This window comes from Pedobacter steynii (assembly GCF_900103665.1).
GTDB classification, from domain to species: domain Bacteria; phylum Bacteroidota; class Bacteroidia; order Sphingobacteriales; family Sphingobacteriaceae; genus Pedobacter; species Pedobacter steynii.
This window is the reverse complement of the sequence record NZ_FNGY01000006.1, coordinates 466,172-482,840: the sequence shown is the minus strand read 5'-3', so window position 1 is coordinate 482,840 and position 16,669 is coordinate 466,172. Positions and strand designations below refer to the sequence as shown.

The window sequence follows — 16,669 nt, the reverse complement described above, 5'->3', positions numbered from 1 at the left end:
AAAAGGCTTACCAGCCAGGATTTTGGATGAGCTTAGTGTTCAAATCGATTTCCTGTTGAGGAATTGGAAAAAGCAGATGTTTAGGGACAGAGACATTGACTTTCCCCACTTTTCGAAGCGCATCTTCCAGGATAATTTTCCCTGTAGCATCTTTCTCCCTGATCAGGTCAAACCAGCGTTGATTTTCCCAAACCAGCTCCAAACGACGGTCGAGATATAGTGCTTCCCTGAATTGGTTTTTACTCAAATCAGCCAGAAGCGTTAAACCTGCCCGGTCTCTGAGCCGGTTATAAGCCGCATAAGCTTTCGCAGTAGGTCCATTCAATTCATTTTCTGCTTCTGCCAGGATAAGTAATACTTCAGAATATCTGATCACAGGCACATTGGCTGCAGATTCACTTAGGTTTGAAGATTGATTTGGATCCCAATATTTATTGAGATAAGGGATGGAATCTCCGGGAATAGATTTATCGTTTAAATCTCCATACCACTTGCCATCAGTACCAAGGAAACGGGTCACAAAGCTGCCATTCTTCTTTCTCTTATCGTTGGCTTCGTACAGTTTATAAATGCTGAAAAACTTATCCGCTCCCTGGGTATAAAACCGCACCTGATCGGTATAAGAACCGACCATTCCCGGAACACCAGAGCGCGCCCCCCGTGGTGCCTGGTTGTTTCCCTGGCTTAGGGAATTGGATTTAAATTGCGCAGAAAAAATATGTTCTTTCCCATTTTTATAAGCAGGCAGAAAGACCTGTGCATAGTATGCAAACAAATCATAACGGTAAGGACTGGATCCCGCGGCGTAAGGAAAAGCTCCGGTCACCTCTTCTGCTTTTGCTACTGCTTCCGTCCATTTTCCCTGCGTCAGGTATACTTTAGACAACAATGATTTCGCCGCGCCGGCGGTCGCTCTTCCAATGTCCACTCCGGTATAGCTGTCCGGTAATGCCAATGCCGCCTCTGTAAAATCCTTTTCAATCTGGATATATACCTCAGCCACTGTGTTACGGGCAATCTGGAAATCCGAGATGCTTACTCCAGGTTGATCGTGCAGGATCAGCGGAACTCCGCCAAACAAACGAACCAGGTTAAAATAATACAATGCCCTGAGGAGTTTAGCCTCCCCTATCAGCCTTTTTTTAAGGGCATCTGTCAAAGCCGCATCTTCAATTTCGGGAACCTTATCTATGGCAACATTTGCCTTTTTTATTCCCGCATAATGTTGTTGCCATAATTGCAGTACCCTCAGTCCGGTAGAAGAATGGTTGAGCACTGCCTGGGAACGCACATCCGCATTGGTCGCTCCGGGTCCAGGATCAATGTCGTCAGACATGAAGTCCATCCCCGTCGCAAACAAAGTATTGTATGGTGTTTGAACGGAAGGCCCTCCTGAATTTAAAAGGAAATAGGCTGCATTCACCGCATTTACGGCATCTGCTTTTGTTTTATAGTATTCTCCTGCCGTAATAAAAGCACCGGGATCTTCTTTTAGTTTAGCGCAGGAACTCAGCACTGCAAGAACAATCAGGAATGAAAAATATTTGAGGATATTCATTTTCTTATTTTATATAGGATTAAAAGGAAAGGGAGGCACCAGCCATGATGGTCTTGCTATTGGGATAAACTCCGTTATCTACACCCGAATTGATCGCCGACTGCCCGTTAAAATTCGCTTCAGGATCGTAGCCTGTATAATTGGTCCAGGTCCAGAGGTTCTGTGCAGAAACGTAAAACCTCAGGTTTCTTAACCTCGCTTTATTTAAGACTTTTTGCGGTAAAGTATAACCCAGAGAAAGATTCTTTAAGCGCAGATAAGAAGCATTTTCAATAAAACGGTCTGCAATCGTTACTGCCGGATCGGTATAGGCGCTGTGCACATCTGTATTGGTATTTGAGGCAGAATAGCGGTTCAACAGACTGCGGGGTGCATTCGTATAACCTGTTCCCAACTCTAAAGTTCCCCTGTTCTGATTGTACAGTTTATTTCCGTAGGAGGTTTGAAAAAAGACAGACAGGTCAAATCCCCGGAAACTGAAATTATTCGTTAAACCACCTGTAAATAAAGGTTGGTTGGAAACGATAAACCTGTCGCCGGCCTGGGTAATGACCCCATCACCATTTTTATCTACATATTGCTGTCCGCCTGCAGCTTTATTCGAAGAAGGTGTTAGCGCCTTTCCGGGAGGAGTTCCCGCCGGAATCAATCCATTTGTTTTATACACTATAAAAGAGCCGATGGGATAACCCACTGCGGCAATAGAGGGTAAGGAGCTGTCCGGTATGATCTGGTTTACCTTATCCAGGCTCAACACTTTATTCCTGTTAACAGCAAAAATCACATTCGTTCCCCACTTGAAATCCCCCACCAGATTTTTAGTATTGATCCCCAGTTCAAAACCTTTATTCTCTACTGCTCCTATATTTTGGTAAATCTGACTTTGAAGCGTGGAGAAATCCAGTAACCCACTTGTTGCGGGGACGGTGATGTTGTAGAGCAGGTCTCTTGTTTTCTTATAATAAACATCCGACACCAGGTTAATCCGGCTATTGAACAAAGAAAGGTCGATTCCCAGGTTATATTGCGCCGTTTTTTCCCAGGTAAGGTTAGGATTGGCATTCGTACCCGGAGCAAAACCAGATACATTATTGCCATTGAAATTATAACGGTAAAAAGTTTCTCTTGCAAAGGATTGATAAGCGGGAATTTCCTGATTTCCAGTCAGCCCGGCACTAAAACGAAGCTTTAGATTGGAAATGGAATGATGGTCTTTCAGAAAACTTTCTTCGGTTACATTCCAGGCGATGGCCGCCGAGGGAAAAGTACCCCATTGATGGCCATCCGAAAAACGGGAGGAGCCATCGGCACGAAGCGTCAGGGTTAAGAGATATTTATTTGCATAGCCATAATTTACCCTAGCCAGAAAGGAATTTAGCGCTGTAGCATAGGACGATGAAGCAGGTGTTTGAGAAGTGATTCCCGAAGAAAGGTCATTAAAACCCGTTTCATCCGAAGCGAAACCAGCCGCAGCTGCAATCGCACCTTTGGTTACCGCCGCTTCCTGTGTAAAACCAATTAATGCATTAAGATTATGGATTTCATTGATTTTCTTCGTGTAGCTCAACGTATTTTCATTGAGCCATCGGGTGGTAAACAAACTACCTACCTGTCCAAGGCCTGAAACTCCGGTTCCCTCATATACCGTAGATGGCAAATACCTGTTTTGCTTATTGTCGACGATCAGAACACCCGCAGAGACCTTCGCTTGTAAGCCTTCAATGATCCTATAATCTGCGGAAGCGTTTCCCAAAACCAGATTGGTGCGGGTTTCATTCAGCTGGTTATATAAAGTATTGATCGGATTTCCATAAGCCCCTTCAAAAGGGCTCTTCAGGTAAAAAGAACCATCAGGATTATAAAGGGGAACTGCCGGAGACATCAGCAATAGATTTGGCACCACTGCCTGAGGTGCAATCTGTGCTTTGGAACTGCTTCCCGCAATGTAGGAAACAATTTTCAGACGTTCATTGTATTGATGTTCTACATTTAACCGGCCTGAATAACGACTGAAATCCGTGCTTTGCAAAACTCCTTCCTGCTTGAAATAATTTCCGGAAAGGGCAAACTTCGTTTTTTCAGAACCTGTTAACACGGAAATATTATGGCTTTGAACCGGAGCGGTACGAAACGCAGCAGCCTGCCAATCCGTTCCGGCTCCCAATGCCTCAATCTGGGCCTGCGTATAATAAGCCGCTTTTCCTGCATTGATCAGCGCATCATTTCTTAGCGCTCCCCATTCACTGGCATTGAGCAAAGGAAGGGTTTTCACTACTTTTTGTGAACCATAATAGCTGTCGAAATTAATCGATGATTTTCCTGCTGTACCCTTTTTTGTATTGATGATGATGACGCCGTTGGCACCTCTGGAACCATATATGGCAGTAGAAGAGGCATCTTTCAGTACGTCAATAGATTCAATATCTCCGGGATTTATCGCAGAGAGCAGGTTGATTTTAGGTCCGTTACTCACTCCCGCATCCGCCAGCTTTTCATCATTATAAAAAGGAAAACCATCAATCACATATAGTGGTTGTGAACCAGCAGTAAGAGAGGCAGATCCCCGAACCTGAACGCTTACTCCTCCGCCAGGCTGTCCGGTAGACTGCGTAACCTGAACTCCGGGAATAGACCCTTGCAGCAAGCGCTCCGGAGAACTTACCGGTTGCCCTTTTACTTCTTCCAGTTTCAGGGAAGAGACAGATCCGGTCACATCTTTTCTCCGTTGTGTTCCATACCCCACCACCACGACATCGTTCAGGTTGTTGCTGATCTCTTTTAACAAGACCTCTACCGGACTTCCGGTAACATTCAGCTCGATCCTTTCATAACCGATATAACTAATGATTAAAGTATATGGGAACTTCTGTCCTGTTCTGAAGTTGAACCTGCCTTTATCGTCTGTGGCGACCTTATGTGTCGTTCCTTTGATCTGTATCAGCACTCCCGGCAACACTTCTTTGGTTTTTGCATCGAGCACTTGTCCGACAAGCGTAGAATTAATGATTGGTTGATTCTCCTGCGCTTTTACTGCCAGGGGAAATAAGAAAAGCAGCTGCGAGCAAAAGATGATCAATAAAATAACCTTCAGCGACTTTGGCTTTTCAGTAAATGAGGCAGTAGTTTTCCAGATTACCGGATAGGTTAAAGACAGGGCATAACGCTCCCTCTCCTTAGCAAGATATTGCATATTTGTTAGGATTTAAAATGACTTGATCTGAACAGGTCCAACGCCAATTGATTTCCTGTTCTGTATACTATTAATCGTTAGGGATGTAGGGTTTATTTTATTTATCCTGCCGCTGCCGGTATTTCTTTTAATACCAGTTCCTGCTCTCCGTTATTTTGATGGACGGCCCTGATGGTTAACAAATCTCTTTCTTCTATGGTAATGTCTTGTTTAACAATGGGCCCATCTGCGGCCAGCTCACTTCCTGCCACATTGGATTTAAAGATCGGCCACAAGAGCTGGGCATACCATGGATCTCCTTCATAATGGGAAATACCATAAGCGGAAGGATATTGCCTGGAAATATGAGCTGTTCCAAAGATGACATCCCAAAGGAAAAACATGTTTCCGAAATTACCTTTATAATAACCTACCCCATCGTCTGTGGTTGCGGCATGGTGTGCATGGTGCGTTGCAGGTGTAGAAATCAAACGTTCCAGGACCCAGGCAACCGGATGCAGCACTTTATATTTATAAAAAGGCTTGTCCCAGGGAATGCTGGAATGTGCCAATGTGGTGATGGTACTTTTAATCGCCCCTACGACAATTCTTGGTGCCCCCAATCCGAGATAAACGAGAATAGTTGTCACATAAGTTTGAGAAAAGAATAAGGTATATAATGCGTTCTGGCGACTGGCCATTGCCATTCCCATATAAGAAGCGGAATGGTGGGTACGGTGAAATCGCCATAACCAGGGAATTTCATGGTGCAGACGATGGTACCAATATTGAGTCAGATCGTCGGCAATTGCAATAATGAGCAATCCCCAACCGAAAGAAACCCAGTCGAACTCGTTTCTTAGTACAGGAATTACTGCCGGTAAAAACTTCAGTCCAAAGAAAGCGATGGCCGGTCTGATGACCAGTTTTGGCAACACAAAACAGGCGATGTCTACAAATTTTTCATTTTTGTTCCAGCGCTTTTTATATAAGCCGAAAGAGAATTCCAGGACCCCTAAAATGAGGACCAATACACTGAGTCCATAACCATTCAGGTTATCGATAACTTGTTGGATAATTTTAATCATGTTATTGGTTTATTTGGTTTTTATTTAGTGGATTGCTTAGGGTTTAATCACCTGGCCAGCTGTATTTCTTTTCTTTAACCAGGGTCGCTGCCCCGTAAAATAAAAGGTAAAAAACATCAGCAGTATGGGCAGCGCATAGATAAACAGACTCAGGAAGATGTTCCTGATGATTCTTTTCTTTACTGATTCTTCAATTTTCATAAGCATATTTTTTTGCGTTTTTTAATGGGCACCATCATGAGGACCTCCTGATCTTATTTAAGGGTTAAAGTGCTGCTGGAGGAAGGTGGTTTATCTGTTAAAATTTTTTGAATAAGCCAAAGCCCCCCTAAAAGAATAACCAGCGGAACGGTAGCTACTACAATCCCCACTGCGATCTTCTTTCCGATCAGTTGTACATCTGAAATAGTCATATTTTGATTTTGTGGTGTTACAGGAAGAAGTCAGCCATAGCAATGGCCTTCAGCATGAAATTTCATGCTGTTTTTTGAACTTCTTTTACTAAATAATTACGCGCTCTTGATTAGAGATATTTGGCTGTTTAAAGGATACAGCAGATTAACAACAACAACAGCATCCCGCCTTAGAAAGGGAGGACATCAAATATTCATTTGCAATAATGAATTTTAAATCGGGATGTAGGTTTGAACTTAACATCGTTATACTGTGTGAGTTATATTGTTAATACAAATATAGAATTTGAATCCAACAATACAAATTAATTCTACTAAATAAGTAGAATTAATTTAAGAATCATCTGAAATTCAGTCATGATCATTCCTAAAAATGAATTAATTAACTTTGATCAGGTTTAAATGACAAGATTGGATCAGGTCCAACGCCAAAATTAGCACCTGGTTCAGTTATTAATCCTTAGGGGAATACGTTGTATTCCCCTTTATGAACGTTAAGCCATACCGCCATTCGCCCCAATATTCTGTGCAGTAACCCAGCTGGCTTCATCACTTGCCAGGAACAAGACCACTTTGGCGATATCTTCAGGCTCAGCAATTCTGTTAAAAGCAGACAAAGCGGCTAAACGGTCGATCACTTCCTGAGGTTTGCCATTGCTGAACAATTCGGTATTTGTCGGACCGGGAGATACGGAGTTGACATTGATTCCTCTCCCGCCTATTTCTTTGGAGAAGACACGGGTGAGTTGTTCTACTGCGGCCTTCGTTGCTACATAAGTGCTATATCCCGGAAGCATAATCCGGTTTACAGAAGTAGAAAAATTGATAATGCTCCCATTATCGGCCAGTCTGTCTGCTGCTTCACGCATGGTATTGAAAGTCCCTTTCACATTGATATCAAATTGTCTGCTGAAATCTTCGTCAGTAGTATCTTTTAATAGTTTCGTAATCATGATCCCGGCGTTGTTTACCAATACATCGATTTTACCAAAATGGGAGATCGCTTCATCAAACAATCTTTTTACCTCATCGGTTTTGCTGACATCCGCCTGCAGGGCAATGGCATCGGCACCTTTTTGTTTTAATTCATTTACAGTTTGTTCTGCAGCGGCAGTACTTCCTGCGTAGTTGACAATTATTTTTGCACCGGCCCCGGCTAATTTATGTGCAATTGCAGCTCCTATACCTCTGGAGGCACCTGTGATTAAGATTACTTTATCTTTTAAAATTTTCATAATTTTCTCTTTTAACGAACCACAAAGTTGGCAGATTTAACAAGGCAAAAAGTACTGATATTACAGCATTACATGTAAATTTCTAAGGTAAAAAAAAGAGGCCATATCATACCAAAATGATACAGCCTCTCTTTGGCATTGATGTGATCCTCCGATGGATTTATTTAATGTCGAACCAAAGGCGGGTCGTCAGCAGATCCGCACCTTGTCTGGCTACTGCCTGCTGATAATTTTTTCCATTCAGGGACTGCTCCTGACCCGGATAGATAAATCTTAGCGGCAACTTTCCGCCCAGGACACCTGCTACTGCAGGAACAAGTTCCGGATAATCCAGCCGACGCCATTCCGCAAAAGCTTCTAATCCTTGTCCGAATAAAGCAATCCATTTTTGATTACCAATAGACTTCCTGAAATTGGCAGGCTCATACTGCACAGCTGCAGATTGGGTATACGTAGCAATGGCAGCCGTTCCGACTCCATATTGTTGTAACGATACTTCTATCGCTTGCTTGTACAAGGCTCCCGCATCCTCATTACTCCATCCTCTTGCCGCAACCTCTGCACGATCGAACAATACTTCCGCATAACTGATGATCACCGCCGGTGCAACAGGCGCAAGGAAATAAGCACCTGGTTTGGAGGTTTTTGTAAGTCCATAATTGCTGGCATCTCCGGTTAGCAATCCATTGGGTATACCGATATAGGTTTCCGTGGTTACATCTTTTGTCGGGCTCGCGAAGATGGAAAGTCTGGGATCATTGAGGGATCTCAACCGGTCTACAATAGTTTTGCTAATTCTGTAATCATCCCGGGTATCAAATAAGTTGCTTACCGGATTTTGATTAGGAGATGTGGAATAAGTTAACTGTGCATTTTCCAGATTGGATGCAATCAGCGTCCCTCCTTCCGAAGTAATCTCTGCCAGTACGGACTTTGATTTTTCCGGTTCTTTATCTGCAATCCGGAGTGCAATACGCAAGCGCAAAGCATTGGCAAACTTTTTCCAAAGCTCAATTTTACCATTGTAAACAATGTCACCTAAAATTGGTTTTCCAGCAACATTCAAATCCGTTTGTGCAGATTTTAAATCGGCAAGTAATCCGAAATACACCTCTTTCTGTGCATCATAAACCGGATTTACATAGGCATTAATCTGTACCGATTGTGAATACGGAATATCGCCGTAAGCATCCGTTAGCAATAAAAACACCCATGACCTCAGTACTTTGGCCACCCCTCTGTAATTGGTATTTCCCTGCTCATCGGCCAGGCTAACGAGCTTATTCAGATTGGTCACCCCTTTGGTGTAACCCGATGCCCATAATTCCTGAAGGTCATTATTGGTAAAGATATACCTGTCCGGATCTGTATACTGGATTTTCGACCAATGCTGAATGAATAACAAACTGGAATTCATATTATTCGTTACGCCCCAATAAGTATCGGCCGTACTTTTAATCGCTCCGGTAAGCAGGTAATCCGGCTGAGGAATTTCGGCAGAATTTGGATTCTTGTTCAGGTCTGCCAGCTGGTCCTTGCAGGAGCTGAAAGATAGGGCAAGGATCGTAGAAAAAAGAATTGGAATATAGTTGAATTTCATGATGTTTAGAATTTAAGGTTAAGGTTGAAACCGAATGATCTTGCTGTTGGAAGGCTCAGGTCTTCCAGTCCTTGTGCATTTCCGGTATTAAATGCAGTTTCCGGATCAATATTTGGCACATTTTTATGAATGATCCATAGGTTTCGTCCTACCAGTGAGAAGACTGCATTCTGAAACCCTATTTTTTTAGTCCACTGTCCTGGTAAGCTGTAGCTCAATTTAACCTCTCTCAATTTGATGTAAGAAGCATCATAGATGAACTGCTCATCCACATTGGTAATGCCTTTATAATATTGTTGAGCAGGGACAATGCGGCCATTTTTTGTTCCATCGGCTAATACTCCATCGAAAACCATCCCATCAGTATATACGACTTCACCTGCCGGAGCCTGTCCGCCATTCGATATGCCAACCGCTGTTCCGGAATTTACATTACCAGGGAAATAATAGCTAAGGCCACCGCTTTCAGTATTTCTTCCTTTTAATGTACTCGCAAGAACACCGGTATAAGTTCCGGTACGGTTTGAATTGGAGTATACTTTACCACCGATTCTGGCATCCACCAGGAAATTCAGGTTGATGTTTTTATACGTAAAACTGTTACTGATTCCACCAAGCCAGTTGGGTGTAAACTTACCCAGGTATTGTTTTGCCGGATTGATCACCGGTGTTCCTCCTGAGCTTATCATAAGCTGACCGGCAGCATTGCGCTGATAAGCAGTTCCAAAAAAAGTACCATAAGGCTTTCCGATCGTTGCCAATACATCAACCGTTCTGTTGCTGCCAATCGTATAACTGCTGATCAGTCCTTCTTTATCCAATTCCGTTACCTTACTACGGTTCAGCGCATAATTCAGGTTGATGTCCCAGCTAAAGTCCTGCGATTTCACCAGGATTAATCCCAGTTGAACTTCCAACCCTTTATTATTGATGCTTCCGCCATTAATCAGTTTCTGATTGTAACCCGTCGAAGAACTTACATTCACCTTTAAAATCTGGTTGATACTATTGGTATTGTAAACACTCAGGTCCAGCTTTACCCGGTTGTCAAACAAACCGACTTCTATCCCCGCCTCAGCAGATTTAGTGATTTCGGGCAGAAGATTTGGATTTAGCTCCACCAGACTCGCCGCTTGTTGTGGATTTCCATTAAAGGGCGCTGTAAAACTATAGGTATTTACCAGTTGATAAGGGTCCGTTGCCTTACCTACTTTTGACCAGCCTCCTCGGATTTTGGCAAAACTCAACACTTCATTTTTTAGATCAAAAGCTTCCGTAAGGATCAAACTTCCATTTACTGAAGGATAGAAATAAGAGAGGTTTGGTCTTGGTAAACTGGAATCCCAATCATTCCGGGAGGTTACATTCAGGAAGGCATAATCTTTATAGCCAAGCTGTGCCGATCCAAAAGTACTATAGGTCCTTAGCTTGCTGTAAAAGTTAGACGATACCAGCGGATCTCTGGAATTGTTTAAGGTATATAAACCGTTTACGGCTAATTTAGTAGCCATCTGGTCATTCTGTTCCTGCGTAAAAGTCCTCACATTCACACCTGCCAAAACGTTAAGGGAGAAATCGTTGCTTAGTTTTTTATTAAATTCTAACCTGCCTTCTGTATTGTTTTCATTTATCGTATATGCATCTTCCTGATAGGATCCGAAAGGAGTTCCGTTTGTACCATAAGCAATTTTTATTTTTCTGCGATCCGTATAATAATCATTTCCTGTTCTGAAATTTGCGAATAGTGCCTCCGTAATTTTATAATTCAACTCTGCACTTCCAATGATGCGGTCCCGTTTCTGACCCACTGTATTTTCATAAGCAATAAAATAAGGATTGCTATAATAACTATTGTTCCAGTTGATGTTATTCCCGTTGTCGTCCTTATATTTTTTAAGCTGACTGACATCGACCTGTCTTCCGAACCAGGTAAACTGAAGCATTGGTCCCGTAGCCCGTTTACCACCTGATGCAGGCAGGTTCGCAGCACTGCTTTTGACATAGTTGACACTTGCATTCAACGTCAGCTTTGGGGTAATGCGGTAAGTAGTATTCAGCAGTAAGGAGTTTTTATTTTGCGAAGAGTTGGGCAATATCCCTCCCTGAGTCAGGTTGTTATAAGAAAAACGAACGTCTTGTTTCTCTCCGGATCCGGCAATGGCAATTCCATTGCTCAGGGCATAACCTGTTTCAAAAAAGTCTTTTACATTGTCCGGATGCGCAATAAAAGGTTCTGGTTTTCCATTCGTATTGAACTGAGGAATCAGGCGGCCATCCAGTGCGGGGCCCCAGCTTTCATCCACCCCATCATTCAAACCGCCCCCTTTACCATCTACATAGCTAAACTTACCGTTTGAGCCCTGACCAAAAGCATTCTGATATTTTGGAAGTGTCAATAAATTAGAGATCGTTGTGTTGGAATTGATGCTGATGCCCAATCCCTGCTGGCCTCTTCCTGTTTTTGTTTTAATCAATATGACCCCAGCGGCGGCCCTGGAACCATATAAAGCGGCTGCATTCGGCCCTTTTAGTACACTGATGGATTCAATATCTTCAGAATTAATGTCGGATATCGTATTTGCAAAGTCCCTGGAACCGCCATTCCCCAAAAACTGAGAGTTGTCTACCGGAACACCATCTACCACGAATAAAGGTTGATTCTGACTTGAAATAGACGTTTCCCCACGGATGATGATTCTCGAAGAGCCCATGTCTCCCTGACTATTGGTGGTTTGTACACCGGCAATCTTTCCTGCCAGCGAATTGATGAGGTTGGTTTCTTTAGCCGTAGAGATGTCTTTGGATTTCAATTCCTGAGTGGCATAACCCAATGATTTTTTTGCTTTGGTAATTCCCAAAGCGGTAACCACTACTTCATTTAAATCATTTAAGGAAGCTTCCAGACTGACTTTCAGCTGAGTTATTCCTGCCGTAACTTTGATTTCTTTGCTGGCATATCCGATATAACTGACCCGGATAATGTCATTCACATTTGCTGAAATAGAAAAGCGTCCATTTATATCAGTAACAGTAGCTGTTTCTTTTCCTTTGATGGTAACCGAAGCACCCGGAATCGTCTGTCCGTCAGGACCGTCTGAAACCACACCGGTGATTTTAAGCGACTGTGCCTGGGCCGTGAGCAGGAAAAAAAAGGACAAAGCAATCCCTATAAAAATTTTGTATATTTTTAACATATTGGTTTTTAACTAAGTGTAAGAAATTTAGAATTTGGTATGACTAGATCCCGCAACAACACATGGGGATAGCCTTGCACATATAGCCATCTGCTACAGGAAAGTAAAAAGATTTAGCGCAATTGGTTTTGTAAAGAAGTAATTGTAGGTTCATATGCTAACATTTTAAGTTTAAGACGCGCCCGCATTTCCTTCTTTTTCTCTGATGAGGTATGGCTTGATGAGCAGCAGCTTTGTAGCTGTGAAACTGCTTATCTTATTCGCTATTCGCGAATTGGAATTAGCACCTTTTACCGGGTTAACAGGTAGAGGTTGCTAAGACATCATAGGGCCATTCCCTCAGTCTTTCTGGATAAGTCGGAAGATTAAAGAAGCATCTTCGACAGCAAATATACAAATAATCTAGTAATCCCATAGGAATTAATAATATTTTATTATTTCTTTAAACCAAAGACATTAAATAAGAATATAAAATCAGTCCTTATACTAGACTTAAGCCCTCTTCCACTGCAATATAGCTTACCATCTTTATAAGTCCGCGAATAAACCGCCGCCGGCTTGCTGGTAATCACGAAAGAATTATCGGTTTCAGTTCTGTTTTCCTGATTTGTGCGTAAAGAAAGGAAGTTATTAGGGTGAAAGTTATGCTCATTTTCTACAATTGCTGAATCAATATTCCCATTTTTTTAAACTCCCCTATCTACTTATTGTTTGTCCTCAGCTCATTTATATTTGCTGGTTTGTTTTTATTATTCGCAAACCGCCGACTTTGTTAACTTTGCCGGATGAATAAAGAAATTGCTGTGATCTTTGACATGGATGGCGTGATCGTCCATACCAATCCATACCACTCCCTTGCTTTTCGTGATTTTTTCTCTGTAAGGAACCTTGCCCCTACTGAAGCTGAGTTTGCCCAACACATGTTCGGAAAAAGTAACAGTTATATTTTCAGTCACTTTTTTAAGCGCCCGATTCAGGGGGAAGAATTCCTGCGAATGGAAGAGGAAAAAGAAGGCTTATTCCGAAAAATTTATGAGCCGCATGTCGACCCGATTTCCGGTTTTCTTAAATTTATATCAGATCTGGAAGATCATCAGGTCAAGCTTGGTGTAGCCACTTCGGCCCCTGCTGCGAACCTGGACCTGATTCTGAGCAAAATCGACCTTCGTGAAAAATTAGGTTCTATTTTGGCCAGTGAAGACGTGAAAAAACATAAACCAGATCCGGAAGTATACCTGAGTTCTGCACGCAATCTTGGCGTATCACCAGACCAATGCCTTGTTTTTGAAGATTCTTTTTCCGGGATATCCGCCGCCTTAAATGCAGGAATGCGTGTAGCAGGTGTGCTTAGTTCCCATACCATTGAGGAGCTTCCTCATTGCGATTTATACATAGACAACTACAACGAACTTACTTACGATAAAATCATCGCATTATTTTAAAAGAAGGGATTATTCCCTTCTTTCTTCTCCCCTAGTTTGGAACATGTTCTACATCTACCACCTCTCCCTGAGGGTTAGTAATGCGGTAAGTAAAAATACTTTTATTCAGTACCAGAACATCCACTACCCTTGAAAACGAGGCACCTGCAGCGGTCGTACCGATCAGCATTCTCTTTTTGCCATCAGCTGTCAATGCCCATTGGCCTGAGCTTCTCAACACGCCATCGAATCCCTTGATTTCAAAATCACCATTCACATTGTACTTCGCTATACCAACATATCCGCCGTTTGCGGCGGTCACATCTTTCCCCGTCTGATCCTTAACCGTAGTAGATTTCCAGGTCACTGAAGCCAGAATTTCTGAAGGGCTTGCAGCAGGTTGTTCCGGAGTTTTGTCTTCGTCTTTTTTACAGGAAGTGATGCCAAGCAAAAGCATGCAACATACCATAAGTACCGATTTTTTCATCATTAGGTTCATAATTTGTTATTTAGTTCCACAAAACTATGTTCCAAAGAGATGATTCAGATAGGACTGATTAGCGCATTAACAGCACTAATTATTTGATTCGTCGATTTTATTTTGTCCGGAGATGTCATTCAACAGCATTTTATCAAAGCCTGTCTTTTCGAGAACAGTAATTATAAAATCTGTTTTTCCATCAATATAACGGTCGATGTCATAAGGATGTTTTTCAGCGAGTGTCATCTTCAGCCGGCCATATTCTGCCGCTGTTTCCGGATTTGCACGCAGATAATCCCTAAATAATAAATGATTTTTTAAACTTACGCTATCCTGCAGACAAACATACAGATGATGAGCAGGCCATACTTGATTTTCAGCATTTAAAGGTGTGTATTCAGAAGAGCGCTTGAAGGCTTCTCTTCCAGGAATCCCCATTTCACCGACATGCAGGTATCCTCTTTTTCCGAGTATAACTTTAATTTCTTCAAATCTGCTTTTATCGCGAATGATCAGATCCAGGTCAATCACCGGCTTTGCAGCAAGTCCCGGAACAGCAGTACTTCCAACATGTTCCATACCAATAATCAGATCTTCTAAATCAATTTTAAATACGTTGGCTAATGCTTCGAAAGTTTGCGCCCAATTTTCTGTATAGGGAACGACTTCGATGCGCTTCGGCTTAAAGTCCGTCATTTTTATTTGGTACTTTTATTTTCCAGCTCTGTTTTCAGCTTTTCTATTTCCTCCTGGGTATGACGGTTTTCCAGATAATAGTAGATCGCAAAGGCAAGAAATATCTTTCCAAGCACAAAAACGGCAAAAAACACCCACCTCCATATTTTACGGATGCGCATGTGTCCTGATTCGGCCTCTACTTCTATGAACTGTGCACTTTTTCCTGATCTGGAACCACGGCTGCTTTCTTTAGGTTCCTCTCCTATTAAATATTCAAACTGAGGTGTTTTAACCAGCTCATTTATACCTCCTTCAATTTTAGCCCAAGTATTGGGAGGTGGCGTAATGGCCATGTGTTCCGCTATACGTTCCAGATCTGACTCCAGTTTAAAGAGTGCATCTTCAATCTGTGGATGTTGCGCTTTTAGGTGTAACAGCTCGTTCGCTTCCGCTTCAGAGGCAGAACCTAATACATACGCTTCCAATATTCCGCTTTCTATGTATTCGTTAATTTTCACTACCTTTTCTCATTATAGCGAAAGCCTCTTTTAAAGTCTTCCGGGTTAAATCTTCTGTTTTATTTAGCGTTATTGAAATGTCTGCAATTGTTCTTCCGTTATAATAAACATCGCAAAACACCTGTCTCTGCTCCTCGGTTAACTGTCTCAGATAGCTGTTCGGGGAATCGGATATTTTTACTCCGGCATTCAGGCTTACATATCTGGGGCTGTCCGGTAAAGACAATAGCTTTTCCCTTGCAAATTTCTGCAGCTGAGGCCAGCCGCTGATTCCGGTCCGATTGACATCGTTATACCGGATGGACAGGTCACAAAAAACTTTAATCAGGTATTCTTCGGCTAGTTTACGGTCTTTTACAACCTCAAAAATATAGCCCAGTAACATGCCTGCATGTCTGTCATACAGACTGCGTATGCTTTCCGGCTGATGTTCTGTTAAGGAGTGAGGCGTAGTTTCGAGCATATGATTACATCTTCTTCAAACGCGCCAATTGTCTTCATTAGACCCTTCAGGAAGGACGGCGCTTTTTACTAAAATAAAAATAAACAAAGTTTACAACATTCAGGAATAAATTTTCACAAAAAGCAGATAAACAATCTAATTGCGATTGAATTTTGCAACAAAATCCTTCCTGACGGGCTCAGGTTTAACCACTCCAATAATCATCAGAATAATTGAATAACCCGGCAGAAACATTTACTTTTCCTTCATAAAAAAACCTGCAACGAATTCATTTATTGAATTCGTTGCAGGTTCCGCTATATTAAGATTCGATGCGTCTTTAGTTTACATTGTTCAGGCTGATGGTAAAATCAAGATTTGCATTCGCAGGAACTGGACCTACCGCTGCTGTTCCGTAGCAAAAAACAGAAGGAATCAAAAGTCTGATTTTTCCTCCTTTTTGAATTTTAGGAACACCAACCATCCAGCCCGGAATTAAACGACCCAGTGGAAAGGTTGTTTCACTTCCTTTTGAGCTGTCGAAAACCGTACCGTTCAACAATTTACCTTCATAAATAATGGTAATGTTGGAACATAAGGTAAAATGATGCGTACCGGTACCAGGCGCTAAAATCTGATAAAACACACCGTTTTCATCCTTCTTTACATCAGGAATGTTGTTGTCAACTACAAATTTACGAATTGCAGTAGTGTCCAGCTGAAACTGGGCTATTGCACTCGCAGGCAATGGGAACTTTGGTATTTCACCAGAACATTCAACCGCTTTGTCTTTCGAACAGGCTGCAAAGCATCCGGCTATGCAAACCAATAATAACAGGTGTTTTAATTTAGTCATGTTCACAAATATATCA

General features: G+C 42.2%; 14 protein-coding genes and 1 riboswitch. Of the genes, 1 reads left to right on the top strand and 13 read right to left on the bottom strand.

Annotated elements, in window-relative coordinates:
* Positions 1-7: 7 nt before the first annotated feature.
* From BLQ87_RS18935 to BLQ87_RS18910, 8 genes are all read right to left on the bottom strand, one after another.
* Positions 8-1,558, bottom strand: coding sequence for a RagB/SusD family nutrient uptake outer membrane protein (locus BLQ87_RS18935; protein WP_074609848.1), 1,551 nt, complete (start codon positions 1,556-1,558; stop codon positions 8-10).
* Positions 1,559-1,577: 19 nt separating this feature from the next.
* Complete coding sequence (locus BLQ87_RS18930) at positions 1,578-4,748, bottom strand: SusC/RagA family TonB-linked outer membrane protein (protein ID WP_083361943.1); 3,171 nt, start codon at positions 4,746-4,748, stop codon at positions 1,578-1,580.
* Between the two features lie 101 nt (positions 4,749-4,849).
* Entirely contained in the window at positions 4,850-5,815 is a 966-nt protein-coding gene (locus BLQ87_RS18925) for a sterol desaturase family protein (protein WP_074609846.1), read from the bottom strand.
* Between the two features lie 36 nt (positions 5,816-5,851).
* Positions 5,852-6,016 carry a hypothetical protein gene (locus BLQ87_RS33840; protein WP_172664870.1) on the bottom strand — a complete coding sequence of 55 codons (165 nt, stop codon included), beginning with the start codon at positions 6,014-6,016 and terminating at the stop codon, positions 5,852-5,854.
* A gap of 53 nt (positions 6,017-6,069) precedes the next feature.
* Positions 6,070-6,228, bottom strand: coding sequence for a hypothetical protein (locus BLQ87_RS33835; RefSeq protein ID WP_172664869.1), 159 nt, complete (start codon positions 6,226-6,228; stop codon positions 6,070-6,072).
* A 494-nt stretch (positions 6,229-6,722) separates the two neighbouring features.
* Complete coding sequence (locus BLQ87_RS18920; protein ID WP_074609843.1) at positions 6,723-7,463, bottom strand: SDR family oxidoreductase; 741 nt, start codon at positions 7,461-7,463, stop codon at positions 6,723-6,725.
* A gap of 160 nt (positions 7,464-7,623) precedes the next feature.
* Positions 7,624-9,063, bottom strand: a complete 1,440-nt coding sequence (locus tag BLQ87_RS18915) for a SusD/RagB family nutrient-binding outer membrane lipoprotein (protein ID WP_074609841.1) — start codon at positions 9,061-9,063, stop codon at positions 7,624-7,626.
* 5 nt (positions 9,064-9,068) lie between these two features.
* Positions 9,069-12,257 (bottom strand): SusC/RagA family TonB-linked outer membrane protein, encoded by a 3,189-nt coding sequence (locus BLQ87_RS18910; RefSeq protein WP_074609838.1) that lies wholly within the window; start codon positions 12,255-12,257, stop codon positions 9,069-9,071.
* 248 nt (positions 12,258-12,505) lie between these two features.
* A riboswitch (SAM riboswitch) is annotated at positions 12,506-12,616 on the bottom strand.
* Positions 12,617-13,042: 426 nt separating this feature from the next.
* Here BLQ87_RS18910 and BLQ87_RS18905 point away from each other — a divergent pair.
* Positions 13,043-13,699, top strand: coding sequence for an HAD family hydrolase (locus BLQ87_RS18905; protein WP_074609835.1), 657 nt, complete (start codon positions 13,043-13,045; stop codon positions 13,697-13,699).
* A 31-nt stretch (positions 13,700-13,730) separates the two neighbouring features.
* Here BLQ87_RS18905 and BLQ87_RS18900 read toward each other — a convergent pair whose 3' ends face one another.
* The 5 genes from BLQ87_RS18900 to BLQ87_RS18880 form a co-directional block, all read right to left on the bottom strand.
* The gene (locus BLQ87_RS18900) at positions 13,731-14,168 is read right to left on the bottom strand and encodes a DUF4822 domain-containing protein (protein ID WP_176832997.1); all 438 of its coding nucleotides are present in this window, start codon (positions 14,166-14,168) and stop codon (positions 13,731-13,733) included.
* An 84-nt stretch (positions 14,169-14,252) separates the two neighbouring features.
* On the bottom strand, positions 14,253-14,855 hold the full coding sequence (locus BLQ87_RS18895) for a GrpB family protein (protein ID WP_074609830.1): 603 nt from the start codon (positions 14,853-14,855) through the stop codon (positions 14,253-14,255).
* Positions 14,856-14,857: 2 nt separating this feature from the next.
* Complete coding sequence (locus BLQ87_RS18890) at positions 14,858-15,355, bottom strand: hypothetical protein (RefSeq protein ID WP_074609827.1); 498 nt, start codon at positions 15,353-15,355, stop codon at positions 14,858-14,860.
* Complete coding sequence (locus tag BLQ87_RS18885; protein WP_074609825.1) at positions 15,345-15,818, bottom strand: RNA polymerase sigma factor; 474 nt, start codon at positions 15,816-15,818, stop codon at positions 15,345-15,347. The genes BLQ87_RS18890 and BLQ87_RS18885 overlap by 11 nt, the downstream gene beginning before the upstream one ends.
* Before the next feature lie 319 nt (positions 15,819-16,137).
* Entirely contained in the window at positions 16,138-16,653 is a 516-nt protein-coding gene (locus BLQ87_RS18880; protein WP_074609822.1) for an FKBP-type peptidyl-prolyl cis-trans isomerase, read from the bottom strand.
* Between the last annotated feature and the right edge of the window lie 16 nt (positions 16,654-16,669).